This window comes from Mycobacterium sp. (assembly GCF_008709575.1).
Lineage (GTDB): Bacteria > Actinomycetota > Actinomycetes > Mycobacteriales > Mycobacteriaceae > Mycobacterium.
This window is the reverse complement of sequence record NZ_VYIK01000001.1, coordinates 36,739-60,817: the sequence shown is the minus strand read 5'-3', so window position 1 is coordinate 60,817 and position 24,079 is coordinate 36,739. Positions and strand designations below refer to the sequence as shown.

At 66.6% G+C, this 24,079-nt stretch carries 23 protein-coding genes and 1 pseudogene; 13 read left to right on the top strand and 11 right to left on the bottom strand.

Annotated features, from left to right (window positions below):
* Window positions 1–13: 13 nt before the first annotated feature.
* The gene (gene hpt / locus F6Q13_RS00295) at window positions 14–616 is read left to right on the top strand and encodes a hypoxanthine phosphoribosyltransferase (RefSeq protein WP_293050783.1); all 603 of its coding nucleotides are present in this window, start codon (window positions 14–16) and stop codon (window positions 614–616) included.
* A gap of 5 nt (window positions 617–621) precedes the next feature.
* Here the strand turns inward: hpt and F6Q13_RS00290 are convergent, their stop codons facing one another.
* On the bottom strand, window positions 622–1,296 hold the full coding sequence (locus tag F6Q13_RS00290) for an SIMPL domain-containing protein (protein ID WP_293050524.1): 675 nt from the start codon (window positions 1,294–1,296) through the stop codon (window positions 622–624).
* A gap of 330 nt (window positions 1,297–1,626) precedes the next feature.
* On the opposite strand from F6Q13_RS00290, the gene F6Q13_RS20215 reads away from it, so the two are divergent.
* From F6Q13_RS20215 to F6Q13_RS00270, 5 genes and pseudogenes are all read left to right on the top strand, one after another.
* Window positions 1,627–1,977: an SWIM zinc finger family protein gene (locus F6Q13_RS20215; protein WP_367140712.1), complete on the top strand. Its 351-nt coding sequence runs from the start codon at window positions 1,627–1,629 to the stop codon at window positions 1,975–1,977.
* An 82-nt stretch (window positions 1,978–2,059) separates the two neighbouring features.
* A pseudogene (locus F6Q13_RS20210) lies at window positions 2,060–4,177 on the top strand (DEAD/DEAH box helicase); the annotation flags it as partial.
* Entirely contained in the window at window positions 4,166–4,663 is a 498-nt protein-coding gene (locus F6Q13_RS00280) for a DEAD/DEAH box helicase (RefSeq protein WP_367140742.1), read from the top strand. The pseudogene F6Q13_RS20210 and the gene F6Q13_RS00280, both read left to right, overlap by 12 nt.
* Window positions 4,664–5,198: 535 nt before the next feature.
* Window positions 5,199–5,459: a type II toxin-antitoxin system Phd/YefM family antitoxin gene (locus F6Q13_RS00275; protein ID WP_293050522.1), complete on the top strand. Its 261-nt coding sequence runs from the start codon at window positions 5,199–5,201 to the stop codon at window positions 5,457–5,459.
* Window positions 5,456–5,863, top strand: coding sequence for a type II toxin-antitoxin system VapC family toxin (locus F6Q13_RS00270; RefSeq protein ID WP_293050521.1), 408 nt, complete (start codon window positions 5,456–5,458; stop codon window positions 5,861–5,863). The genes F6Q13_RS00275 and F6Q13_RS00270 overlap by 4 nt, the downstream gene beginning before the upstream one ends.
* Window positions 5,864–5,983: 120 nt before the next feature.
* Here F6Q13_RS00270 and F6Q13_RS00265 read toward each other — a convergent pair whose 3' ends face one another.
* From F6Q13_RS00265 to F6Q13_RS00245, 5 genes are all read right to left on the bottom strand, one after another.
* Window positions 5,984–6,973 (bottom strand): ERCC4 domain-containing protein, encoded by a 990-nt coding sequence (locus F6Q13_RS00265; protein ID WP_293050519.1) that lies wholly within the window; start codon window positions 6,971–6,973, stop codon window positions 5,984–5,986.
* 258 nt (window positions 6,974–7,231) lie between these two features.
* A complete protein-coding gene (locus F6Q13_RS00260; protein ID WP_293050517.1) occupies window positions 7,232–8,404 on the bottom strand; it encodes a Wadjet anti-phage system protein JetD domain-containing protein in 1,173 nt (390 codons plus the stop codon).
* Window positions 8,401–11,790: an ATP-binding protein gene (locus F6Q13_RS00255; protein ID WP_293050515.1), complete on the bottom strand. Its 3,390-nt coding sequence runs from the start codon at window positions 11,788–11,790 to the stop codon at window positions 8,401–8,403. Before F6Q13_RS00255 ends, F6Q13_RS00260 begins: the two co-directional genes overlap by 4 nt.
* Window positions 11,787–12,389 (bottom strand): DUF4194 domain-containing protein, encoded by a 603-nt coding sequence (locus tag F6Q13_RS00250; protein ID WP_293050513.1) that lies wholly within the window; start codon window positions 12,387–12,389, stop codon window positions 11,787–11,789. The genes F6Q13_RS00255 and F6Q13_RS00250 overlap by 4 nt, the downstream gene beginning before the upstream one ends.
* A 1-nt stretch (window position 12,390) precedes the next feature.
* Window positions 12,391–13,851, bottom strand: coding sequence for a DUF3375 domain-containing protein (locus F6Q13_RS00245; RefSeq protein ID WP_293050511.1), 1,461 nt, complete (start codon window positions 13,849–13,851; stop codon window positions 12,391–12,393).
* Between the two features lie 115 nt (window positions 13,852–13,966).
* Between F6Q13_RS00245 and F6Q13_RS00240 the strand changes: the two genes are divergently transcribed.
* Genes F6Q13_RS00240 through F6Q13_RS00230 form a run of 3 tightly spaced genes read left to right on the top strand, consistent with a single transcriptional unit; the run spans window position 13,967 to window position 14,884 of the window.
* Window positions 13,967–14,347: a nucleotidyltransferase domain-containing protein gene (locus tag F6Q13_RS00240; RefSeq protein ID WP_293050509.1), complete on the top strand. Its 381-nt coding sequence runs from the start codon at window positions 13,967–13,969 to the stop codon at window positions 14,345–14,347.
* Window positions 14,337–14,660, top strand: a complete 324-nt coding sequence (locus tag F6Q13_RS00235) for an AAA domain-containing protein (RefSeq protein WP_293050507.1) — start codon at window positions 14,337–14,339, stop codon at window positions 14,658–14,660. Before F6Q13_RS00240 ends, F6Q13_RS00235 begins: the two co-directional genes overlap by 11 nt.
* A complete protein-coding gene (locus F6Q13_RS00230) occupies window positions 14,657–14,884 on the top strand; it encodes a hypothetical protein (protein WP_293050505.1) in 228 nt (75 codons plus the stop codon). The genes F6Q13_RS00235 and F6Q13_RS00230 overlap by 4 nt, the downstream gene beginning before the upstream one ends.
* Window positions 14,885–14,952: 68 nt before the next feature.
* On the opposite strand, the gene F6Q13_RS00225 is transcribed toward F6Q13_RS00230, so the two are convergent.
* The 5 genes from F6Q13_RS00225 to F6Q13_RS00205 form a co-directional block, all read right to left on the bottom strand.
* Window positions 14,953–15,981 carry a fused (3R)-hydroxyacyl-ACP dehydratase subunits HadA/HadB gene (locus F6Q13_RS00225; protein WP_293050503.1) on the bottom strand — a complete coding sequence of 343 codons (1,029 nt, stop codon included), beginning with the start codon at window positions 15,979–15,981 and terminating at the stop codon, window positions 14,953–14,955.
* Window positions 15,982–15,988: 7 nt separating this feature from the next.
* Window positions 15,989–16,219 carry a hypothetical protein gene (locus F6Q13_RS00220; protein WP_293050501.1) on the bottom strand — a complete coding sequence of 77 codons (231 nt, stop codon included), beginning with the start codon at window positions 16,217–16,219 and terminating at the stop codon, window positions 15,989–15,991.
* Between the two features lie 248 nt (window positions 16,220–16,467).
* Window positions 16,468–17,472, bottom strand: coding sequence for a zinc-binding dehydrogenase (locus tag F6Q13_RS00215; RefSeq protein ID WP_293050499.1), 1,005 nt, complete (start codon window positions 17,470–17,472; stop codon window positions 16,468–16,470).
* On the bottom strand, window positions 17,472–18,665 hold the full coding sequence (locus F6Q13_RS00210) for an LLM class flavin-dependent oxidoreductase (RefSeq protein WP_293050497.1): 1,194 nt from the start codon (window positions 18,663–18,665) through the stop codon (window positions 17,472–17,474). Before F6Q13_RS00210 ends, F6Q13_RS00215 begins: the two co-directional genes overlap by 1 nt.
* On the bottom strand, window positions 18,662–19,639 hold the full coding sequence (locus F6Q13_RS00205; protein ID WP_293050495.1) for an alpha/beta hydrolase: 978 nt from the start codon (window positions 19,637–19,639) through the stop codon (window positions 18,662–18,664). Before F6Q13_RS00205 ends, F6Q13_RS00210 begins: the two co-directional genes overlap by 4 nt.
* A 137-nt stretch (window positions 19,640–19,776) precedes the next feature.
* Here F6Q13_RS00205 and ftsH point away from each other — a divergent pair, with 137 nt between their 5' ends.
* The 4 genes from ftsH to folB are packed head-to-tail and all read left to right on the top strand — an operon-like array spanning window position 19,777 to window position 24,012.
* A complete protein-coding gene (gene ftsH / locus F6Q13_RS00200; RefSeq protein WP_293050493.1) occupies window positions 19,777–22,143 on the top strand; it encodes an ATP-dependent zinc metalloprotease FtsH in 2,367 nt (788 codons plus the stop codon).
* A 15-nt stretch (window positions 22,144–22,158) separates the two neighbouring features.
* Window positions 22,159–22,767 carry a GTP cyclohydrolase I FolE gene (folE, locus tag F6Q13_RS00195; protein ID WP_293050491.1) on the top strand — a complete coding sequence of 203 codons (609 nt, stop codon included), beginning with the start codon at window positions 22,159–22,161 and terminating at the stop codon, window positions 22,765–22,767.
* Complete coding sequence (gene folP / locus F6Q13_RS00190; RefSeq protein ID WP_293050489.1) at window positions 22,764–23,585, top strand: dihydropteroate synthase; 822 nt, start codon at window positions 22,764–22,766, stop codon at window positions 23,583–23,585. Before folE ends, folP begins: the two co-directional genes overlap by 4 nt.
* A complete protein-coding gene (folB, locus tag F6Q13_RS00185) occupies window positions 23,578–24,012 on the top strand; it encodes a dihydroneopterin aldolase (RefSeq protein WP_293050486.1) in 435 nt (144 codons plus the stop codon). Before folP ends, folB begins: the two co-directional genes overlap by 8 nt.
* Window positions 24,013–24,079 lie beyond the last annotated feature (67 nt).

Sequence of the window (24,079 nt, the reverse complement as noted above, 5' to 3'; positions counted from 1 at the left end):
TGGTGCCGGACCGCTGGCATGGCACGCTGTGGTCGTGGCAGCAGATTCGGCCGAGCTGTACCCGGGAGACATCAAATCGGTGTTGCTCACCGAGGAGCAGATCAAGGCCCGCACCGCTGAGCTGGGCGCGCAGATCGGCGCGGACTACCGGGCGCGCATCGGCGACGACGGCCAGGACCTGCTGTTGATCACCGTGCTCAAGGGCGCGGTCATGTTCGTCACGGACCTGGCGCGCGCGATTCCACTGCCCACCCAGTTCGAGTTCATGGCGGTCAGCTCCTACGGCTCGTCGACCTCGTCGTCGGGAGTGGTGCGCATCCTCAAAGACCTGGACCGCGACATCGACGGTCGGGACGTCCTGATCGTCGAGGACATCGTCGATTCCGGGCTGACGTTGTCATGGTTGCTGCGCAACCTGGCCACTCGCCACCCGCGGTCGCTGGGGGTGTGCACGCTGATGCGCAAGCCGGATGCGCTGCGGGCGAACGTGGACATCGCCTACGTCGGGTTCGAGATCCCTAACGAGTTCGTGGTCGGCTACGGCCTGGATTACGACGAGCGCTACCGGGACCTGCCCTATATCGGGACCCTGGACCCGCGGGTATACCAGGGGTGACGGGGCTAGCGCAGTTCCCACACCGCGGTGACCGAGAAGTTCACTGTCTGGCGGCCGGGCGGCAGCGGCACGTCGGCGGCCATCGGCGCCCGCGGTGGCGTGCTGCCAGGCGGGGCTTCCGAGATCGAGATCAGCTTGCCCAAGTGCAGCCCGGCCAGCGCGGCGTACTGCCCGGCGCGGTCTTTGGCGTCCTGGAAAGCCCTCGCGCGTGCGTTCTTGACCAGTTCGGAGTCGTCGTCGATGGAATAACTCACCGAGTCGATCCGGGTCGCATCACCGCCGGTGCTCACGATCAGGTCCAGCAGTTGCGATGCCGCGTCGGTCTTGCGGACCCTGACCCGGATCGAGTCGGCCGCGCGGTAGCCGATCACGGTGCCGCCGCCGTCGTAGCGCGGCTGCACGGTGACGTCGATAGTGCTGATGTCTTTGCTGTCCACTCCGGCCCCGGTCAGCGCGGTGATCACGGCCTGCTGTCGCTGGCCCGTCCGGTCGATTGCAGCGGCCACGTCAGGCGCGGTGAACTCGATAGCGACATCAGCGGTGAGGGTGTCGGGAACGCCTTCGACAGCGCCCGCGCCGGTGACTGTGACCTGGCGCGTACCAGCGGCTGGGCCGGGGTGGCTGTCGCACGCCGCTAGGGCTGCGACGGCGAGAGCCGATGCGACCAGGAGACGAAGCATAATGCCCGGCACTCTAGCCGAGCCGCACGACGCTTCCGGACCCGACGGGCCCGCCCGCTCCGCGTCGAATGTGACGTCGTTGCGAGATTTCAGCCGATTTTTCGCAACAACTTCACCCTCGGTGACATACATTTGTCACGTCAGACACAAGAACCCCATCGTCACCAATGTCGCGTGTCGTGGGTCTGGCTGGGCTGTCGTGTCGGAGTCCGCCGTTACGGTGTGGTCGTGTAGTCGCTGATATTCCCCTCGGTTGATGGTGCCAGCGCGCTGGAACTGGTCGGCGGGGAGTCCTATCGCCGCGGCATAGCCTATGCACGCCAGGGCCGCGTGCTGCGGTGCCTGTGGAACGCCGACGCCAACGATCTCGTCGGTAGTGTTCGCGGTAGCCGGGGTCGCACTTACACCACCACGGTGCGGCTGAGGCCAGTCGACGATGAGACCTGGCGTGTCGAAAGCGGGCTTTGCAGTTGCCCGATACGAGCGGCCTGTAAGCATGTCGCGGCATTGGTGATCGCCGCTGGTGGAGCAGCGGAGATTCGGGCCAGCATGATGCGTTGCGTGCGGCGGCACCCTCGCATTGGCGCCAGTCGCTGGAGGCGCTACTTCCCCCGCTTTCGACCGCCGATCAGGGGGGAACTCCTTGGCGATCGAGCTGAACCTATCCGGCAGCGGGCTTAAGCCAAGCCTTGACGCCCGGCTCGTGCGGCCCGGTAAGCGCGGCGGCTGGGTGGCCGGCGATCTGAGCTGGGCAGGGCTGACCATGTTGCGCCACAGTGGTAATCCGGATGCCCAGGTTCGGTTGTTGCAGGAACTCTACGCGACCTACCGGGCGTCGAGCCCGAATTCGAACGGTTATTACAGCTATTCCTACGGAGGCTATGCCTACGGCGAGCCGAAAACGATATCGCTTCTGCATTTCGAGTCTCCGCGGCTGTGGCCGCTGCTGAGCGAGGCCCGGCGCGTCGGGCTCCGGTTGATACAGGCTAAGCCCGCCACGGAGGTGCCGGTCTACGACGCGGCGCAGCTGTGCCTGGACGTCACGGTCGAGGCAGCCGGCACCCTCCTGGTCAAGCCCGTGCTTCGCGTCGACGGCATCGCTGCCCGGCCGATCGGGTTTATCGGGTCCTCGGGTCATGGCGTGGTGTACGCCGACGGCGGACTACGGCTAGCTCAACTGGACAAGCCGGCAGCCGAAGCGTTGCAACGCATGGCGCTCAGCGGCCAGCCGCTTGTCATACCGGCCGGTGAGGCGGGTAGGTTCGCTGCGGAGTACTACCCGCGGCTGCGCCGCGTCGCGGTCATCACGTCGTCGGACGAATCGTTCTGCCCGCCCGAGATCGTAGGGCCGAGATTGCTGTTGCGGGCCGACTACCAGGGTCAGCACGAACTCGAGTTGACCTGGGAGTGGCTATACCGCGTCGGCGACGACGAGTTTCGCGCGCCGCTCGGTGGATCGGTGTATGCGGCCAGCCGCGATCTGGAAGCGGAGCGCAGACTGGCCGCACACATCGATGCACCGCTGGAGCGATGGGGGCTGCGCGCCGACGATGGCACGCTGATCAACAGGGTGCGGCTATCCGGGTTGGACACGATGCGGTTTTGCACCGAGGCGCAACCGCTGCTGGCCGAGCTTCCCGAAGTCGACTTGCAGGTCACCGGCGACCCGGCGGATTACCGAGAGACGGGCGGCTCGCTGGTCATCGCGGTCAGAACCGACGCGGTGGCCGGGGAAACGGACTGGTTCGACCTGGGCGTCACGATCAGCATCGAAGGCAAAAAGATTCCCTTCGTCACCGTGTTCACCGCGCTCGCCTCCGGTCAGTCTCACCTGCTGCTCGCCGATGGCGCCTACTTCGCGCTGGACAAGCCGGAGCTGGTCAAGCTGCGTCGGCTCATCGAGGAGGCTCGCGCACTCACCGACGCCGACGAGGGGCCGCCCCGGATCGGTCGGTTCCAGGTCGGGTTGTTCGACGAGCTGGCCGAGCTGGGTGTCGTGACGCGCCAAGCCCGCGAATGGCGCCGCCAGGTTGTCGCTCTGCGCGCACTGCAGGGTGTGGAACCGGTGGCAGCGCCGGCCGGCCTTCATGCCGAGCTAAGGCCCTATCAGGCCGGGGGGCTCTTGTGGCTGACGACCCTGTACGACTCCGGGCTCGGCGGAATCTTGGCCGACGACATGGGTCTGGGCAAGACCCTGCAGACACTGGCGCTGATTTGCCGCGCCCATCAACAGAATCCGGACATGGCGCCATTTTTGGTCGTCGCGCCGGCCAGCGTGGTGGCCAACTGGGTCGCCGAGGCCGCGCGGTTCGCGCCCGAGCTCTCGGTGGTGCCGATCTTCGGCCGCGCCGGTGCCGACCTCGACGAGCTTGCGGCGGGCGCCCATGTCGTGGTCACCTCCTACGCGCTCTTTCGGCTGGACTTCGATGCCCACGCCGCTCGTTTGTGGTCGGGCCTGATCCTCGACGAAGCCCAGTAGGTGAAGAACCATCACGCCAAGACCTACCAGTGCGCACGTAAGCTGACGGCGCCGTTCAAGTTGGCGATCACCGGCACCCCGATGGAAAACAACCTGATGGAGCTGTGGGCGCTGCTGTCGATCACCGCTCCGGGGCTGTTCCCCAACCCGACGAAGTTCGCCGACTTCTTCGCCAAGCCCATCGAAAAGACCGGCGACCCCGAGCTGATGGCGCTGTTGCGTCGCCGCATCAAGCCGCTGGTCAAACGTCGCACGAAAGAACTGGTAGCCGCCGAGTTGCCGCCCAAACAAGAGCAGATCCTCGATATCGAGCTGGCGCCGCGGCACCGCGGCCTGTACGACAAGCGGCTGCAACGGGAACGGCAAAAGGTGCTTGGTCTGCTCGATGACATGGCGAGAAACCGGTTCACCATCCTCAAGTCGTTGACCGTGCTGCGCCAGATGGCGCTACACCCCGGGCTGGTCGATCCCGCCTATGACAAGCTGGGATGCGCCAAGATCGACGTGCTCGCCGAGCATCTTCGCGATGTCGCCGACGGCGGGCACCTCGCGCTGGTGTTCAGTCAGTTCACCCGGTTCCTGGGCCGGGTCCGCGACCGCCTCTACGCTGACGGAATCGACTACTGCTACCTTGACGGTCGCACGCGCAACCGCGCGGCTGCGGTGGCGAGATTCAAAGACGGCCACGCCCCGGTGTTCCTGATCAGCCTCAAGGCTGGCGGGTTCGGGCTGAACCTCACCGAGGCCGACTACTGCTTTTTACTCGATCCGTGGTGGAACCCGGCCACCGAGGCGCAGGCTATCGACCGCACTCACCGCATCGGCCAGACCCCCGCAACGTCATGGTGTATCGGCTCATCGCCCACGACACCATCGAAGACAAAGTGATGGCCCCTCAACGCCCGCAAGGCCAAGCTCTTCGCCAGCGTCATCGATGACGGTAACGCGTTCGGCTCGGCGCTGACCGCTGACGACATCCGCGGGTTGCTCGCCTGAGCGAGGTGTACCAGCCGCCCGCGCGAAAGTGCAACTGACGACGCCTGCCTCGAGAAGTAGGTCGGCAGTTGCACTTTCGCGGCACCCCGGTCCAGATCGGTGACTCGATGCCTAACCGGTAAGTCCATCCGTCGGCGAGTGCGTGTCCATCGCCTGACGTGCTCGACATCGCCGCCGGGGCGCGGCGACGCAACCCACCGAGCTGACGTTTTTGGCCAACGTGATGCCAAACAGTGCACAGGGTTTGATCGCAGGACAGTATCGGCCGACGATGGTGATGTGACAGCCGTTAGCCGGCTCGGCGCATGAGTCATCGAATCAGTCCGTGCTCCAAACTAACCGGTCGATCTGCGCCAGCATGGCGGAGTTTGTTCGGGCCGGCACGACCCTAGCGGGCGCGATGCTACGAACGTAGTACATTTGTAGCATGCCTGAGGTAGCTTCCCGCGAGTTGCGCAATGATACGGCGGGTGTGCTTCGCCGTGTCCAAGCCGGAGAAGACATCACCATCACGGTCAAAGGCCGCCCCGTCGCACTGCTCACCGCAGCTGAGCCGCCGCGTCGGCGCTGGCTGGCCAAAACCGAGTTTCTGGCCCGGTTGCACCGTGCGCAAGCGGATCCAGGTTTGCGCGACGACCTTGCGCTCCTCGCCGGCGACAGCACCGACGATCTCGGTCCGGTTCGATGAGCCAGACACCGCCGGCCGGGCTGCTCGATACATCGGTGTTCATCGCCTCCGAAACGGGCCGTCAACTCGAGGAGTCGCTGATCCCCGCCGAGGTCGCGACTACTGTGATCACTCTCGCCGAACTCACCGTCGGCGTGCTGGCCGCACGCAGTTCCGACAGCCGCGCGCAACGACTGGCGACCCTCGAATCCGTTGCGGACATGGAAACACTGCCCGTCGATGAGGAAGCGGCGCGCATGTGGGCGCGGCTACGCATCCATCTGGCCGAGACTGGCCGCCGAGTCCGGATCAACGACCTATGGATCGCAGCCATCGCTGCTTCGCGAGCGCTGCCCGTCGTCACCCAGGACGACGACTTCGCCGCCCTCGACGGCGCGGCCGGCCTGACGATCATCAAGGTCTGACCGGCAGCCTGTCTACGCAGCGCGCCGGGACGTGAACCGCGACAGTGCAACTGGCGACGCCCATACGCGGGGAATAGGTCGGCAGTCGCACTTTCGCGGCACCGGGGCGCGCCTTCGCGATCATCCGGGGTGGTTGGCGTCGTGCCAGGCCTGCCAGATGTCGGGGCGCAGGCGGCCGCGGTCGGGCACCGGCAATCCGGCAGTGCGGGCCCAGGCGCGCACCTCGGCGGTGCTCGGCTCCGGTGCCCCGGGGGCCTGATCCAGATCGGTGACGTCGATCTGAGGCGCTGAAATACGTTGTAGTGCAGCGTGTTCAGTAGTCGCCCAGAGGTACGCGGCGGCCAAGAACCGGTAGGTCCATTCCCCGGCCAGCTGGCGGGTCTCGCAAAACATCACCGGCACGGTGGGCCAGCGGACCTGCAGTTCGGCCAGCCCGTCGGCGATCACGGCGGGGCGCACGCGGTCGAGTTTGAACAGCTGCGAGTAGCGGTCCTCCACGACCAGGGCTGCGCGCGGCAGCGCGGCCAGGTCGGCGACCTGGTAGCGCAGCGTGCCGCCGGTGAGGCTGGTGACCAGATCGGCCAGGGATTTGCGTTCCACGCTGGCCACCAGCAGTCCGTCGACGACCAGTCCGTAGTCGCCGCACGGCAATGCTCGGCGAACGGTGTGCACCTGCTGGGTGGCAAACCGGTAGGGGTACTGCTCGTGGGCGTCGACGATGATCTGCAGCTGCTCGATGCCCTGGGCGCGTGCGGTCGGGGTGCGCACGTTGGGGCGGGCCTGCTTGCGGGTGCGCGGGGATTGCCAAAACACCGCGTCGCGCCCGCGCGCGGTGGTGAACACCAGCTGCGAACGGTTTTCCCGGGATCTCGCCGCGATCACGTCGATGGCCGCGCCCCGGCGCTGACACGAGCGCAGCGCCACGCGGTCAACGATCACCGGATCGGCCGGCCACTCGGCCAGATCGACCGGGTAGCAGTACAACGCCTTGACCCGAGGCCACGTTCCGGCGGTCCGAAACAGCAGGTCACCCCCGGGTTGTGGAATCCGCAACAGGTAGGGCAGCCGGGAATCCCGGTCCGGGTTGGCCGCGATCAACAACTCCGCCATGAACCCCTAGTCTGCCGCTCAGACGGCGACGATGGTCAGCAGGTGGTCGAGCCGGCGCAAGTCGTCGATGTTGCGGGTGTAGAGCGGCAGGTCGACCGGAAGCCGCTTGGCGTCGAGACGGTCCAGGCCGATCACGACCGAACTGTCGATGAGTCCCCGCTGCACCTGCCACGAGGGGCGATCTGCTGGCTGGCTATCCGATCGAGGTCTTTTCGCAACCGGGCGAAATCTACGCGGCATCGCCTGCGGCGCGCGCCGTTACACCGATGCCGCCGCCGACACCGCCGCTTCCAGCATCGGGTAGGCGATGTGCTCCTGTTCCAGGCGGACCGCCGCACCGAAGGTGTCCTCGACGAGATCTCGATACAGCGCGGCCTCGTCGGCGCTCAGATGCACCAGATCGGTGTTCACCGGCGCGGGTTCACGATCCCACTGGGTTTCGTGGGCCAGCAGCGTCGCGCGGTCCATCAGCATCGACTGCGCCGACGGGAATCCGGCGCGCAGCCGGTCCAGAATCGCAAAACCGTGCGTGTCGATGTCGCCCCAGTAATACAGCGGCACCTCGTGCAGCCAGCTCACGCGGCTCACCCGGTGCACCGCGTATCCTCCGCCGAAAATCAGCAGCGCGCGGGCAACCGCCGGAAAAGCCAGGCAGCTCACCTCGTTTTCTGCCACGAACACCCGCTGCACGCGCAGCGGCAGGCTGGCCAGTTCCTCGGCGCACAGTTCCACGTCAGTGATGCCCGGCGGAAACGGCGACACCGCCGGGTCAAGAAAGCGGATCCGCACCCGCGCCGGTTTGGTCCGAAAGCCGTACCGGCCCGCGAAATCCCGCCCGTCGGTGACCGGGGGGCGACCCGTGACCAGGTCGACAAGTTCGGCCAGGATCGCGCGGTGGTTTTCGATGAACTTGGTGTCCACGCCGGGCACGTCGATCTGGCGCAGGTAATAGCCGCGGCCGGCGTTGTCGACCAACCAGCCCACGCAGGCCAGCAGCCGCTCGAAGTGCTCCTGGTGGGCCAGGGCGCGCAGGGGTTTGTCGACAACCCAGGACCGCAGCCGCGGTGACATCGCATCGGTCAACTCCACCAGCTCGCGATGCCGGCGCGCCTCGGCGGTGGTGCCCAAAAAGCAGCAGAGATCCTCGAATGTCTCGATACGGAAGCGGTCGGGGATCGCGTTAGCCCCGATGCGGCGCCCACCGAGCGTCTTGGTGATCAGCTGAGCCGGGCCACGCTGGTCTGCCCACTGCCGCACCCAGGCGGAAACCTCGGCGTATCGCGGACCCAGTTCGCTCGCGGTCGGGCCCCGCAACGGCAGATCGATCGGGGTGAACGCCTCACCGCGGGCGCGCTGCGCCAGCGGCGCGCCGGTGTCCCACTTTTTGCGCAGCCGAGCGCGGATGCTCACCGGAGTCGACCAGGCGGTCACGGCGCACCGTCGATGGCGATCATGGCGCGCAGCCGTTTGTGGGCGCGGTATTCCTCGATGGTCAAGCATTGCAGTGCAGAGTTGTTGCCCTGCTTGTTTTCCACGTAGCCCACCGAGGACACGAACGGCTCGATCACGTGGATTTTCTGCAGCGGGGTGACGATCAGCAGTTGCAGGCCCAGCTTGGCGAACAACGACAACGCGAAGCGGGTCGAGTCATCTGAGCCGCGGCCGAACGCCTCGTCGATCACCACGAAACGAAAATCCTTGGAGCGCTTGACTCCCCATTTCAGATTGAACTGGTAGGCAAGTGACGCGGCCAAGATGGTGTAGGCGAGTTTTTCTTTCTGCCCGCCCGACTTGCCGCCGGAGTCGGTGTAGTTTTCGTACTCGCTGTCGTCGCTGCGCCACCGTTCCGAGGCCGCGAACGTACACCAGTTACGCACATCGGTGACCCGTTTCACCCAGTTGCGGTCCGCCTCGGTCACGCCTTCGCGGCCGCGGAACTTTTCGATCAGCTCCTTGACCAGCAAGAACCGCTCTTCGGAGTACTGGTCGCTCACCTCGGCGCCGATCGAGCCGTCGCTGCAGCGGCGCAGCTCGTCGCGGAACTCGCGGATCTCCCGGTTGGGGGTCGGTGATTCTTCGAGCCGGATATAGCGGCCGGGGTTGTAGTCGATCCCCACCAGGGATTCGTTGATGACCCCGATGCGCGAGCCGATCAGCTCGACTTGTTTGTTGAGCTCGGAATGGAATCCGGCGATGTCACGAATCGTGTTGGTGTTCAGGTATTCCTTGAACGCGGCCTCGAAACGCGGCAGGTCGTCGCTGAGCAGCCGCTCGCGCAGCGCGCGGTATTCGCCGGCGGCGGCGACGTGGTCGTCCATCTCGAGGGTGTCGTGGGGATATTTGCGGCGGAACTCGGCCATCCGCCCGACGATCCGCCGGCCCAGCTGCTCGGCTTTGGCGCCGACGGCTTCCGCGTCGGCGGTCAGCGCCCGATAGTGTTTCGGTTCCTCGTCCGCGCAGGCTTCCGCGGTGGCCGGCTCAGCGCCGATGCGGGCCGCCAGCGCGTCGTAGTGGCGCGCGGCGTTCTCTGCGCCCGGCTCCGCTGCGATCGCGGCGGCGGCGGCCGCGCCGGCCTGGGCCCGGTCCTGGTCCTGGGACAGTTTGCCGATGTCCTGCTCGATGCGGCGACGCTGCTCGTCTGCCGCCTCGATCTCGGCCTCGACCGAAGCGATCTCACGGCCGATGCGGGCCAGCTCACCGCAGGAGGCCTCCAACTCGCGCTTGCGGGCGGCGAGCCGGTCGATCTCGGCGACCGTGGACTCCCAGTCGATGTCGTCGTAACCGGTGGCCAGTGCCTCAAGCTGGTCGAGCGCGGACTTGCGGGCGCTGATCGTGTCCTGCTCGGCGGCCAGCCGGGCCAGCGTGGCTTCGGCGCGGTTGAGCTCGGCCTGCACCCGCTGCCCGTCGGCGAGCAGCGCGTCGATCTTGGCCTCGTTGCTCCAGCCCAGGACGTAAAACCGGCGATCGTCGATGCGGTGCGAGTCGTCTTTTTCGTGCCGGCCGCCGCGGCTGCGGATCTGCCCGGCGCGAGTGAGCGCGAACTCGTGTCGGCGGAAATCCGCCATGCTGTCCACGCAGGCGTGCGGCGCGCGCCTGACCAGCTCACGCTCGATCCATTCGTAGAACGGCCCGTCTTTGATGTGCAGCTTGTGGGCAAGTGCGCCGGGCCCGGGTGTTTCGCCGCCCTGCCGCGATACCGTTGCCGGTACCCGGTAGTAGACGAGCTTGCCGCCGAGATGGTTGGCATCGACCCAGTCGGAGACCTGCCGATACAGCTCCTGGGGCACCAATAGCGACAACCCGAACCCGCGCAGCACCCGCTCGGCGGCGCCTTCCCAGTCGGCGTGCTCGGGGGCGATCTGGATCAGCTCGCCGGCGAACGGAATCGCCGACGGGTTCACACCCACGTCGGCGCACAAGCGCTGCCGGATGCGCATGTTGTGATCGGGGATGTTGCTGGGGCGCTGACGCAGACTCGCCAATTCGGTTGCTATCCCGGTGGCTTCGGCTTGCAACTCGCGCTGAAGGACTTTCGCGTCGGTGCTGTGGTTGTAAACCTCGGCCATCGCCGCCTGCACATCTTTTGAGGCGGCGATGATCTCGGCTTGGCGCCGGGCGAACTGCGCCGCGTCGGCAACACCGTCCAGGCCGGCCCGCCGCAGGCAGTCGTCGAAGGCAGCGCGCCGGCGCTGCCGGTCGTCGCGTCGTGCCGAGCGGTCCTCGATCTGCCGGTCGATCTCGGCGATTTCGGCGCCGCCGTGGCCGGCCTGCTCCAGTTGCAGGCTGCCCAGCGCCGCGCGCATCGATGTCAGGTTCTCCTCGATCCCGGCGCGGCGATGCTCGGCGTCGGCGGTTGCCCGGGTGAGCGCCTGGGCCTGCTCGGTGAACAGGCGCGCCCGCAGACCGGCGAAGTAGTAGCGCAGCGCATCCCGCTGGGCGTGCAGCTCGGCGAGCCGTTCGGTCAGGTCCTCGTGCACGTCGCAGTCGTTGACCAGCGGGCCGAGGTCGGTGAGTTTGGCCCGCGCCATCACGACCGCCTCGTGCGCCTTGGTCAGGTCGTCGAAATGCGCGATCAGCTTGTCCACCCACGCGGCGGCGTCGAACGGTTCGAGCATGTGATCGCGGACGAAGTCGTTGAGGTCGCCCACCGATTTCATCGACACCGTCTGGTGGAACAGCTCCATCGCCTGCTCGGAGGCGATCGACAGCTTGCGCCGGAAATCGCGGCTGTATTCGGGGAAATGGTCGAAAACCGCCGCGCCGGCCTGGCGTAACCGTTTGCGCAGGGCGGACAGTTCCGATCCGAAGCCGCTGAAATGCTCGGTGATCGACAACTGCGCATCGGCGGTGACATAGAAGCGGTCCGGCTGGCCGCTGACGCCCTCTTTCATCGAGAACACCTGCGCCAGCGTGACATCGGCCCCAAAACCAGCATTGCGGAAATAGCCCAGCACCACCGAGTAGCTGCCGGCGCTGCGCAGGCCGACGGGACGTGAGCTTCCCGTCGTCTCGTTGCGCTCGGACTTGTAGTGGCCCAGCACATAGGAGCGCAGGTCGCGTTCTCGTGCCGCGGCGCCGGCGGCTTTGTTGTAGGCGATGCGGTGCGCAGGCACCAGCAAGGTGGTGATGGCGTCGACGAGGGTTGATTTGCCCGAGCCGATGTCGCCGGTGAGCAGACCGTTACGGCCATGCAGGTGCAGCTGCCACACCCGCCGGTCGAACGTGCCCCAGTTGAGCACCTCGAGTCGCTGCAGCCGGAAACCGGTCAGCGCGTCGATACCGTCGTCGAGCTCGACCGGGGAAAACAAGCCGGTCACCGGTCTGCCTCCAGCTCAGCGGCGTACTCGGCCAGGTGAGTGTCGAAATCGGAGAGCCACTGCCCGTCGACAAACGCCTTGAGAACCCGGCGTACCTCGAATTGGTTGTCTTGCTTAGGTATTCGCCGTAAGAACCCGAGGTCGACGACCTTGGCGATGGTGCGGTCGAGGTTGTCGGTGATCTTGGCTTCGTTGGTGGAGGTGGGCATGAACATCACCATCATGTCGAGGATCTGCTCACGGCTCAGGATCACCCGGTATCCGTCGTCGGTGGCGTCGGATTCGGCGAGCTTTTTGCGCAGCAGCGCCAGCAACAGGCTGGTGTGAAACGACAACGCGTGCCGCGGGATCAGCCGGGGAATGTCTCGATCTTCGTCGGGATCGTCGGGTTTGGAGCGCAGGAACGCATAACCCTCGGACTCGTCGACCACCACGACAAGCCCCATCGTCGCGACGTAGTCGCTGACCCGCGGCACCAGCGCGACCAGGTGCTGCCACACCTTGTCATGGGTGTCGCGGTAGACCACCCCCTTCATCAGGTGGGTCACCACCAGTGGCAGGCTGAGCTCGTCTCGGGGCACGGTGCGCGTGGTTGCCATCTCAATCTCCGTGTGATCCGTTGCGCGCGTAAATAATCCTCGGCAGCGTGGCGACGCGGACCAGGCCGGTCGGGTCGGTCCATTCCACGGTGTCGCTGGCGGTCTCGTCGAACACGGTGCGAAACGCGTGGTCGTCGAGTGACAGGTAGGTGACGAGTTCGGCCAGTCCCTGGCGGATCGGGTTTTCGGCGATGACTTCACACAGCCCGACCTGACCACACCGTTGCAACGCCCGGCGCACCGAGGAAATCAGCGGTTCCGGATCGACATGGGCCTGCTCGAACAGCGCAGCGGGCTCGCCGTCGAAACGGCCTTCCTCGACAGCGCTGCTGTCCACCGCGACGGTGCGGGCCCTGCTGTAGAGCGGACGCTCCATCGGCAGCCGCACCGCCGGGGCGCTGGCGTCGATCTGGTGGCTGAAGCCGGCGGTGCGCTGATCCCGGAGGCCCAGCGCGTGGGCCTCGATGCTGCGCAGCAGTTCCATCACCCGGCGGTTTTCCAGCCACACCTGGTCGTCGAGAAAACGCCTCAGCTGCTCGGATAGCTGCCGCACCGTGGCTTGGGCGCGTTCACCGGCGTCGAGCCAGTCGTGGTGGATGAAACGCAGCCGGGTGTTCTCCGGGGTGGTGTCGGAGTCGATGAGATCCAGTTGGTGCACCTTGTCCAGCAGCTCGGTCAGCTCATGCTGGCGGCCCGGCGAGAGCAGCAGATCGTAGAACGCCTGAAAGCTGCGGCCCTGGTCGGAATCGCTGATGTGGTTGCGCCCGCCCACGACGTCGTCGAGCAGCTGCCCCTTCGCGCCGTCCCAAGTGGCGATGCGCTCGCGCATCTTTCGGTCGAGACGGCGGAAGTTCGCCTCGACCTCGCGGAAGTCGGCCAGCAACCCTCGGGCGGTGTCGGCGAACTGCTGATAGCGGTCACGGGCCGAGGCGGGATCCAGCACCGTGAAGTCGCCGCCGGCGACCGCGGCGATCTCGGCATCGAGCTCGGCGCGCCGGCGTTCCAGTTCGGCAAGGCGCGTCCGGGCGTCGGTCTGCAACCCGAATACCAGTTGGCGCAGCAGCTCGAAGACGGTGTTGAGCCGCGACTCGGTGCCGACGAACGAGCGCTCTCGCAGCCCACGCACCCAGGCCACGGCCTTCTCCACCGCCGGGGTGGCATCGTAGTGCGGTTCGTCGCTGCCGGGTGGATAGTATTTGCGCAGCCAGCCGCACTCCGGCGCCGACCAATCATCGAGGTAGGCCCGCGCCGATTTGGGGTAAGCGTGTTCACCCAGCTGCTCACCGAGGGTGAACAGCTCGTCGTCGAGCTGGCTGATCAGCTGGGATGCGGCGATGTCGCGGACGTTCTCCTCGACGAACACCCGGCCCAAAAACGACAAGACCAGCGGCGCGTTGTCGGCGCGCAGCAGCCGCCAGGCCGGGCTTCCGGCGCACAGCGCCCCGATCTCCTCATGTCGCACCGGTCAACCGTATCGCCGGGCACCGACACCGCGGCCCAAGCGCACCGGCTTGTCCGCGACGAGCAAATGCGCCGCTGTTCCGGTTAGCCACCCCGGCGGTGCGACAATTGCCCACGTGGACGACGTCGCGACGCGAACCGCTGAGGCTCTCGAGGTGCTGCGGCGGCACGGCGCTGTGTTTGCCTACCTGCACGGCAGTCGGGCTGAGCACACGGCCCGGCCCACTTCCGACATCGATATCGCCGCGTACTTCGGTGGTGCGCCTCCAGCTGCCTTCGAGGTGCTTGTGCCCCCGGGTGTCGATCTGCTGGTGCTCGACAACGCTCCCCTTGAACTTGCGGGCAGAGTCGCCCTGCGCGGGAAGCTGCTATTCGAGACGGATCGCGCGGCACGTGTGGGGTGGGAAGCAACGACGCGCAAGATCTGTCTCGACGAACTGCCGCAAATCACCAGGGCGCACAAGGAGTTCGCCGAGGCGGTGCGTCGTGGTCGATGAGGTCCGAGTTCTTCGGCTGCTGCGCGGCGTTACCGATGACTTGACCATTCTGCGCCGCGAATCCGCAGCTGATGAGACCCGCCGGGCCACCTGCTCCGCGCAGGAAGCCGAGCTGATCGCCGCCGAAATCGCCGGGCTGATCGCAACCCCGTGGACCAACCAACACGGCGAGGTCAACCCGTTGGGCACCGAGGATTTCATGGTGGTAACCCCCTACAACGAACAGGTCCGCCTCCTTCGCCAGCGGCTGGCCGCCGACACCCACACCGCCGAGGTGCTCGTGGGGACCGTGGACAAATTCCAGGGCCGGTGAGCCGCGGTGGTGTTCTTCAGCATGGCACCTCCACCGGCAAAGACATCACCTGTAGCGCCGATTTCCTATTCTCCCGCAACCGGTTCGACATTGTGATCACCTGCGCCGGACACCTGGCCTACCTGGTGTGCACCGAGGGGGTGCTCAACGCCCGCGCCGTCGAAGACATGCGGCTGATCGCCACCCTCAACGCCTTCGTCGAGTGCTCACAGCCGCCGCGATAACCGCACGAGCCCTGGTCGACAAGCGCGCTGAACGACCACCGGGCCAGCGGCCAGACTGCGAAACTCGGTCAGCGGAAGCGGATGTTCACCGTGGCCAGGCCGAAGATTTTCCGCCCACCGGACTTCGCGGCGACAATGACCACACCGGAGCGGGTTTGCGCGTCCAGCGACTTGATCTTGCCGCTGAGCTCGATATCGGCGCCCTCGGCGGCCGACACGATCGCCGGTTGCGACAGCCGCACCGCGTAACGGGTCACCGCGCCGGGGTCGCCCGACCATGCGGAGACGTACCCGGCGCCCAACCCCAAGGTAAGCATCCCGTGGGCGATCACATCGGGCAGCCCTGCCAGCTTGGCGATGCCCTCATCCCAGTGAATCGGGTTGGCGTCACCGGCCACACCGGCGTAGTTAACCAGGTCACCGCGCGATAGCCGACAATGGTGCACCGGCAGCTCGTCGCCTACCCGGACGTCCTCGAAAAGCGGTGTCCCCGGTGTGCGGGTGGTTCCGCCGGTGGCGATACGAGCATCGCCGTGCGGGCGCACCGTCTTTTCGTAGGCGGTGGTCGATCGGCCGATCGCGGCGATGTCCACGTCGTGCATCATCGTTTTTTGCGCCGCCGCCGTGATCGCGGGATCGACGTCCTCGGCGGTGACACCGACGACGGTGGTGTGCAGGGTATGCACCCGCTCGCCGGCGGTGTCGGTGAAGGTGTTGGTCACCGTGATCAGATCTCTTCCGGCGATCCGCCGCACCGACGACAGTTCGACGTCCACGCACAGCTCGTCGCCGGCGACGATCGGCCGGTGTTGCTCGAAGACTTCTTCGGTCTGCACATAGGTGTGGTAACCGACCACCACCGATTCGAACATGCGCCGATTGCAGGCCATGCCCGGCACCGAGGTAAATGTCAGCGGCGCCACCAGATCCGGGTAGCCCAGCTCCGCGGCGGCGGCGAGATCCCAGTGTGCGCTGTGATAGTCCTGCACGGCACGGGCGTATTCGCGCAGCTTTTCACGGCCGACCAGATAGGTGTCGGCCATCTGGTAGTAGTGGCCGACCCGCGATTCGACCACCGATGGTTCTGCTGCCGTCATCGCGTGCCTAACTCCTATCGGGGGACACCATCAGCAGACCTCCCGCCGGAATCACCGCAGACAGTCCGGAAAGCTGCGCAATCGTGCCCTTGTCGAGGTTGAGTTCCCCGAGATAATGGGCCTTTCCGCGCGGCGTGACGACGGTGATCGCCTCGCCGGGACGGAATGCGCCGGTGATCAGGGCAATATCGTTGTGCTCGGTGGCGCTGACCCATAGCGTGCCGGCGGGCTGTCGCACCAAGACAGTGTCGGCGCCGGAGTCGGCGCGGGCCGGCGGGAAAGGTCCGAACCTGAAACGAGCCGGCCGGCGCCGAAGCTGTGCGCGGTGTCGAGTGGGAAGCCGGTGGTGCCGCCGCCGAGGAGCAGGCGACCGCGACGATCCACATCGCCGCCGCCACCGCTGCGTTAACCCCGCGGCGAGTGCGGTTGTGGGTAACGCAGCTAGACAAAAGGTCTCTTCCTTCTCCACGATTTACGCGCCGCACTTTAGGGAGTAACGAGGATCTTGCAGTGACGTTCGGGATCCGCCAGTTCGTCGAACGCGCGAGCGACCCCCTCCAGGCCGACCTCCCCGGTGATCACCGGGGAAACGTCGATGCGGCCCTCGGCGATCGCGTGCAGCGACTCTGCGAATTCGGCTGGGTCGTAGGCCAGCACGAACTGGACATTGATCTCTTTGGAGATACCGAAAAACGGATGCACGGTATCGGGCTGCATGCACACCCCGGCGACCACGATGCGGCTGCCGGGCGGCACTCTGCGCATCACGTCGTCGATGATTCCGGGTACGCCTACCGCCTCGAAAACCACTCGGGGCGTCACCGCGTCGAACGGGGAACCTTGGGCGGGATCGAACGCCTGGTGTGCTCCCATGGTGATCGCCAACTCGCGTCTCTTCGGGGAAAAATCTGCTGCCGCAATGGACTCCACACCTTTTGCGCACAACGCGGCAATGATGGCAATACCTATCGGACCGCACCCCAACACCAGCGCCTGCTCGTCGCGCGCAATCCCCGACTTGTTGACGGCATGCAGACCGACGGCCATCGGTTCGGTCAGCGCGGCGAACCGAGGGTCCAGACCGTCGGGAACCGCCAGCAGCAGCGGGGCAGCCAACAGCATGCGCTCCGCGTAGCCGCCGACCGTGCTGTTGGAGTAGACGATCGGTTCGAAACCCTTGTCTGACAAGAGAACCGGGATGGATGTGACCAAAGTTCCCGGCCGGTAGGTGTCGGTGTCGGGTCCGGCTTCCAGCACTTCCGCACTGAACTCGTGGCCCATGAAGACGTCGCGGTTCAAATCGACTCCCATGGCGCCCCCCATCTGTTCGGTCAGCGACAGCACCTCGGCGCCGTGGGCAGCGAAATGCAGGTCGGACCCGCAGATTCCGCACACCCGTACCGCGACCAGCACCTGACCCGGGCCGGGCACCGGATCGGGCACGTCGTCGCGGCACACCATGCGCCCGTCGCGCAGGACCGCGGCGCGCATCAGCCCTGCTCGCTTTCGGCTTTGAGTTCGTCGGTGTGCTCGCTGATCGCCTTCACTATCGCCTCCCCGGCTCGGCCCAATAATTGATCCCGCATACCTCGTGCCCAGTCGTGCGATGCGCGCGGCGCCGCCAGTTGTCCCTTGAAATGCGGAATTACTTTGCGCGCGAACAACTCGTAACAGTGATACGTCGCCTGTGGTGAGGCCCAGTCATGGCCGAGCAGCAAGAATGTCCCGAAACCGCCCGAGCGGTCCAGCAGATCCTGGATGTAGCCGATCGCGTCGTCCGCAGTGCCGATACAACAATTGCCTTTGGCTGCATAATCTTCAACGAACTCACGGGGTGACTGTGCACCCTCGACCAGATTTGCCAGCGGGACGAAGCCGGCAGCCCCGAAGTACTTCGCGAAATCCTGTAATCCATAGGTGCAGTCTTCGAGCGCCTGATCTTTGCTGTCGGCGAGATGAACGATGCCAAGCACTCGCCACCCGGCGCGGTCGGGCTCGTCGTGTCCGGCCTTGGCGGCCTGTTCGCGCACGATCTCCCAGGCGTTCTCCAGCGCGGCGTAGCCGCCGGGCACCGACATCGACAGTGACAGCAGCGACGTGCCCAGCGCCCCGGCGAGTCGCGGGCCGGACGGGGAGATCATCGCCGCCGTGGAGATTTCCGGGTACGGCCAGGTGTAGGGCCGGATGTGTAACTGCGCGTCGCGCAGCGCGAACCAGTCGGAGTGGCAGTTAACCCGTTCACCGGGCGCGGCCCGCAACAACGCCAGGATCGCCTCTAAGGATTCCTGCATCATCCGGCGTTGCTCGACCGGGTCGATGCCCATCATGTAGGCATCCGACGGCAAGGCGCCGGGACCGGCGCCGAACATCACCCGGCCCCGGGTCAGATGGTCGAGCAGCACCCAGCGGTCGGCGACCATCAGTGGGTGGTGGTAGGGCAGCGACACGACGCCGGTGCCAAGGCGGATGTGCTTGGTCCGTTCGGCTGCCGCAGCGATGAACACCTCGGGGCAGGCAATCAGCTCGTAGCCGCCGGAGTGATGCTCGCCGAACCAGGCTTCGTCGAACCCGAGGCGATCCAGCGCCACCACCCGTTCCAGGTCGTACTCGAGCGCCACTGTGGGAGACTGACCGGTCGGGTGAAACGGCGTGATGAACACACCGAAGTTCAGCGGACGGTTCATGACAGGGCCAACGTGTCGAGGAAGTCTAGCAGCGCCTCGTTGACCTCTTCGGGGCGTTCCTGCTGCACCCAGTGGCCGGCACCGTCAAGGATCACTTCCCGGTAGGGCCCGCTCACCACCTCGGCAGCGCGGTCGCGGCGGGTGAAGCCCAGCACGGGGTCATCGGCGCCGGCGACGAACAGCGCGGGTGTCCCGATCGTGGGAGCCACCGGGTTGGCCATGATCTCCCAGTTGCGGTCCAGGTTGCGGTACCAGTTCAGACCCCCGGTGAAGCCCGTGCGGGTGAATTCGGCGATGTAGTGGTCGAGTTCTTCGGGGCTGATCCAGTCGGGCAGGCTGTCGGGTTCAGCGAGCCGTTCGACGAAGCCCTGCGGACCCGGCCGGATCATTCGCAGCGCCGCTTCCCGGTCGGTGGGCGGCCGCAGACCGCCCATCATTCGTCGCAGGGTAGTGGCCGCGTCGGCGCCCAGTTCGGCGTCGGCGATTCCGGGCTCCTGGAAATAGAGCATGTAGAAGAAATTTTCGCCGAAAGTCTTGCGGAGCGCCTGCGTCGGCGGTGTCTGGGCGCGCGGCACCGGCGGAACGCTCAGCCCTACCACGGCCGCCACCCGGTCGGGGTGCAGCTGGGCGGTGCTCCACGCCACTACCGCACCCCAGTCGTGACCGACAAACACCGCTTTCTGCGCGCCGACGTCGTCGAGCAGGCCGATCAGATCGGCCGACAGCTCGGCGATGGTGTAGGCGGCGATGGTGTCGGGCCGGCTGGAGCGGCCGTAGCCGCGCTGGTCGGGGGCCAGCACGTGGTATCCGGCTGTGGCCAGCGCGGGAAGCTGGTGTCGCCACGAGTAGGCTAGTTCGGGAAAGCCATGGGCGAGCAGCACTACGGGGGCGCCGCGTTCGCCGGTTTCGCAGGTGTGCAGCAGCACACCGTTGGTGTCGACGCTGCGTTCGATGACGGGGACGGTATCTGGCACGTGTCTCACCAAAGCACACGTCGGGTCCGCCGGGAAGGTCTCCAGGTTCGGCCGGGCTGGCAATCGTCGTCGCGGTAGCCTAGATGTTCGAGCTGCATGTATCGGGGAAGGACCTGGCCGGGCACGGCCGATGATTGATGAACCGGAAAAACGTGATCCGCACGCTCACGGCGATCGCTGTCGTTCTGCTGGTCGGCTGGTCATTCTTCTACTTCAGCGACGATAGCCGCGGCTACAAGCCCGTCGACACGTCAGTGGCGGTGGCCCAGATCAAGGCCGGCAACGTCAAGAGCGCCCAAATCGACGACCGCGAGCAGCAACTGCGGCTGACCCTCAAAAGCGGGAACAGCGAGACCGACGGATCCGACAAGATCATCACCAAATATCCCAGCGGCTACGCCGTGCCGTTGTTCGACGCGTTGAACAGCAAAGACGCCAAGGTCAGCACCGTAGTCAACCAGGGCAACATTCTGGGGTCGCTGTTGATCTATGTGCTGCCGCTGCTGCTGTTGGTCGGCCTGTTCGCGATGTTCTCCCGCATGCAGGGCGGAGCCAGAATGGGCTTCGGCTTCGGCAAATCGCGAGCCAAGCAGCTTTCCAAGGATATGCCCAAGACCACTTTCGCCGACGTCGCCGGCGTCGACGAGGCGGTCGAGGAGCTCTACGAGATCAAAGACTTCCTGCAAAACCCCGCGCGTTACCAGGCCCTGGGCGCCAAGATCCCCAAGGGTGTGCTGCTCTATGGACCACCCGGCACCGGCAAGACCCTGCTGGCCCGCGCGGTCGCCGGTGAGGCCGGGGTGCCGTTCTTCACCATCTCGGGCTCCGACTTCGTCGAGATGTTCGTCGGTGTGGGGGCCTCCCGGGTCCGTGACCTGTTCGACCAGGCCAAGCAGAACAGCCCCTGCATAATCTTCGTCGACGAGATCGACGCGGTGGGCCGCCAGCGCGGCGCCGGTCTGGGCGGCGGGCACGACGAGCGCGAGCAGACGCTCAACCAGTTGCTGGTCGAGATGGACGGGTTCGACCCGCGGGCCGGCGTCATCTTGATCGCGGCCACCAACCGGCCCGACATTTTGGATCCTGCGCTGCTGCGGCCCGGTCGCTTCGACCGCCAGATCCCGGTATCCAATCCGGACCTGGCCGGCCGCAAGGCGATTTTGCAGGTCCATGCCAAGGGCAAGCCGATGGCGCCCGACGCCGACCTCGATGGGCTGGCCAAACGCACCGTCGGCATGACCGGTGCCGATCTGGCCAACGTCATCAACGAAGCGGCACTGTTGACCGCCCGGGAGAACGGCACCGTGATCACCGGCGCAGCCCTGGAGGAGGCGGTGGACCGGGTGATCGGCGGTCCGCGCCGCAAGGGCCGGATCATCAGCGAGCTGGAAAAGAAAATCACCGCCTACCACGAGGGCGGGCACACCCTGGCGGCCTGGGCGATGCCCGACATCGAGCCGATCTACAAGGTGACGATCCTGGCCCGCGGCCGCACCGGCGGCCATGCGGTGGCCGTGCCGGAAGAGGACAAAGGCTTGCGCACCCGGTCGGAGATGATTTCGCAGCTGGTGTTCGCGATGGGTGGTCGCGCCGCCGAGGAGCTGGTGTTCCGCGAGCCCACGACGGGGGCGGTGTCCGATATCGAGAAGGCCACGCAGGTCGCTCGCGCGATGGTCACCGAGTTCGGGATGAGTTCGCGGCTGGGTGCGGTCAAGTACGGCACCGAACACGGTGACCCGTTCCTGGGCCGCACGATGGGTACCCAGCCGGACTACTCGCACGAAGTGGCCCGCGAAATCGACGAGGAGATCCGCAAGCTCATCGAAGCCGCGCACACCGAGGCCTGGGAGATCCTCACCGAGTACCGCGACGTACTGGACGTCCTGGCCGGCGAACTGCTGGAAAAGGAGACCCTGCACCGCGCGGAGTTGGAGGCAATCTTCGTCGACGTGGAAAAGCGGCCGCGGCTGACCATGTTCGACGACTTCGGCGGCCGTATTCCGTCGGACAAGCCGCCGATCAAAACTCCCGGCGAGTTGGCGATCGAGCGCGGGGAACCGTGGCCCAAGCCCGCCCCCGAGCCTGCGTTCAAGGCCGCCATCGCCCGGGCGACCGCCGAGGCGGCGAGCACAGAGGGTGATCGGGGCACCAACGGCGCCAACGGCTCGCACGCGGTACCGGCCGGCTATGGCTCTCATCCCGGCCGCGATGCTGCTGCGCCGCAAACCCGGACCCAGCCCGACTACGGTGCACCGGCCGGCTGGCGCGCGCCGGGGTGGCCACCGCCACCGCAGCCGCCGGGCTACTGGTATCCGCCGCCGACGCAGCCGCCGGCGTACTGGCCGCCGCCCCCGCCGCAACGTCAGTACGCGGGTCAGCCGGGCCACCCGTATCCTCCTTACGAGCCGCCTCAGCCACCTGGTTCGCCGGCATCGGGGGCCGGCCCGTCGCCCGACCAGCAAGCCGGAGACTCCGGCCGATCCGACCCGCCCGCGCACGATTGAGACAACGGAGGCTTCATGGTGCAGCCGAATTCCCGGACGGCCATCCTGGGCACACCGGTGTTCGACCAGGCGCGCGCCGAAGCCGCGATCCGGGAGCTTCTGCTCGCGGTCGGTGAGGATCCGGACCGCCATGGCCTGGAGGACACTCCGGCGCGGGTCGCTCGCGCTTACCGGGAAATGTTCGCCGGGCTCTACACCGACCCCGACACCGTGCTGAACACCACCTTTGACGAGCAGCATGACGAGCTGGTGATGGTCAAACAGATCCCGCTGTACTCCGTTTGCGAGCACCATCTGGTGTCTTTCCACGGTGTCGCCCATGTCGGCTACATCCCCGGGAACGACGGCCGGGTGACCGGGCTGTCCAAAATCGCCCGGCTGGTAGATCTCTATGCCAAGCGCCCCCAGGTGCAGGAGCGGCTCACCTCCCAGATCGCCGACGCCCTGACGCGCAAACTCGACCCGCGCGGCGTCATCGTCGTCATTGAGGCCGAGCACCTGTGCATGGCGATGCGCGGAGTGCGCAAGCCCGGCGCGATCACGACCACCTCGGCGGTTCGCGGCCTGTTCAAGACTAACCAGGCATCGCGGGCCGAGGCGCTCGAACTGATCTTGCGCAAGTGACCACGACACGTGTGCGCGTCGTCGGGGTGGTGAACGTCACCGACGACTCGTTTTCGGACGGCGGACGCTACCGCGACTCTGACAGCGCCGTCGAGCACGGGTTGGCGCTGGCCGCCGAGGGCGCGGCGATCATCGACGTCGGCGGCGAATCGACCCGGCCCGGCGCCGTCCGCGTCGAGCCGAACGTCGAAATCGGTCGCGTGGTTCCTGTCGTCAAAGCGCTTGCGGCAGAAGGTATTACGGTCAGTATCGATACCATGCACGCGGATGTGGCGCGGGCGGCGCTCGACAGTGGCGCCAAGGTCGTCAACGACGTGTCCGGCGGGCGGGTCGATCCGCACATGGCGCCGCTGCTGGCCGAGGCGCAAGTGCCGTGGGTGCTGATGCACTGGCGATCGGTGGCAGCTGACCAGCCGCACCGGGTGCCGCGGTATCGGGATGTCGTGGCCGAGGTGCGCACCGAGCTGCTCGCGTGCGCCGACGAGGCAATGAGCGCGGGCGTCGACCCGGCGAAGCTGATCATCGATCCCGGCCTGGGATTTGCCAAGACCGGTCAACATAACTGGGCGCTGCTGCACGCGCTGCCCCGGCTGGTCTCGACCGGTTTCCCGGTACTGGTGGGAGCGTCCCGCAAACAGTTTCTCGGCACGTTGCTGGCTGGTTCCGACGGCGTGGCGCGACCGCCCGCCGGACGTGAGACGGCCACCGCGGTGATCTCCGCGCTGGCTGCGCTGAACGGAGTGTGGGGTGTGCGGGTGCACGACGTCCGGGCGTCGGTCGATGCGCTCAAGGTCGTGGAGGCTTGGGCCGATGGCTGATCGAATCGAGTTGCGTGGCTTGACGATTCACGGGCGGCACGGGGTCTTCGACGCCGAGCGCGCCAACGGGCAGGACTTCGTCGTCGATATCACCGTGTGGATCGACCTGCTCGACGCCGCCGCCAGCGACGACCTGGCGGACACCTATGACTACGCCGTGCTGGCCCAGCGGGCCGCCGATATTGTCTCGGGTCCGCCGCGCAACCTCATCGAAACAGTTGCCGGGGCGATCGCCGACGACATCATGAATGACGACCGGGTGCATGCCGCCGAAGTGACGGTGCACAAACCCCAGGCACCCATCCGGCAGGCCTTCGCCGACGTGGCGGTGGTGGCGCGGCGGTCCCGGCGCGGGGGCCGTGGTGCGGTGATGCCGGCGTGGCCGGGATCGAGGAGCGGCGCTGATGACCCGCGACGACGACGATGATGCCGGCGTGGCCGGGATCGAGGAGCGGCGCTGATGACCCGCGACGACGACGATGATGCCGGCGTGG

What these genes read in the sequence shown, in the direction of transcription:
- F6Q13_RS00290 (WP_293050524.1), bottom strand. Translation starts at nt 1,296, where the DNA reads ATGCTTCGTCTCCTGGTCGCATCGGCTCTCGCCGTCGCAGCCCTAGCG.
- F6Q13_RS00280 (WP_367140742.1), top strand. Translation starts at nt 4,166, where the DNA reads ATGGCGAGAAACCGGTTCACCATCCTCAAGTCGTTGACCGTGCTGCGC.
- F6Q13_RS00275 (WP_293050522.1), top strand. Translation starts at nt 5,199, where the DNA reads ATGCCTGAGGTAGCTTCCCGCGAGTTGCGCAATGATACGGCGGGTGTG.
- F6Q13_RS00270 (WP_293050521.1), top strand. Translation starts at nt 5,456, where the DNA reads ATGAGCCAGACACCGCCGGCCGGGCTGCTCGATACATCGGTGTTCATC.
- F6Q13_RS00265 (WP_293050519.1), bottom strand. Translation starts at nt 6,973, where the DNA reads ATGGCGGAGTTGTTGATCGCGGCCAACCCGGACCGGGATTCCCGGCTG.
- F6Q13_RS00250 (WP_293050513.1), bottom strand. Translation starts at nt 12,389, where the DNA reads ATGGCAACCACGCGCACCGTGCCCCGAGACGAGCTCAGCCTGCCACTG.
- F6Q13_RS00225 (WP_293050503.1), bottom strand. Translation starts at nt 15,981, where the DNA reads ATGACGGCAGCAGAACCATCGGTGGTCGAATCGCGGGTCGGCCACTAC.
- F6Q13_RS00215 (WP_293050499.1), bottom strand. Translation starts at nt 17,472, where the DNA reads ATGCGCGCCGCGGTCCTGCGCGACGGGCGCATGGTGTGCCGCGACGAC.
- F6Q13_RS00210 (WP_293050497.1), bottom strand. Translation starts at nt 18,665, where the DNA reads ATGAACCGTCCGCTGAACTTCGGTGTGTTCATCACGCCGTTTCACCCG.
- ftsH (WP_293050493.1), top strand. Translation starts at nt 19,777, where the DNA reads ATGAACCGGAAAAACGTGATCCGCACGCTCACGGCGATCGCTGTCGTT.
- folE (WP_293050491.1), top strand. Translation starts at nt 22,159, where the DNA reads ATGGTGCAGCCGAATTCCCGGACGGCCATCCTGGGCACACCGGTGTTC.
- folB (WP_293050486.1), top strand. Translation starts at nt 23,578, where the DNA reads ATGGCTGATCGAATCGAGTTGCGTGGCTTGACGATTCACGGGCGGCAC.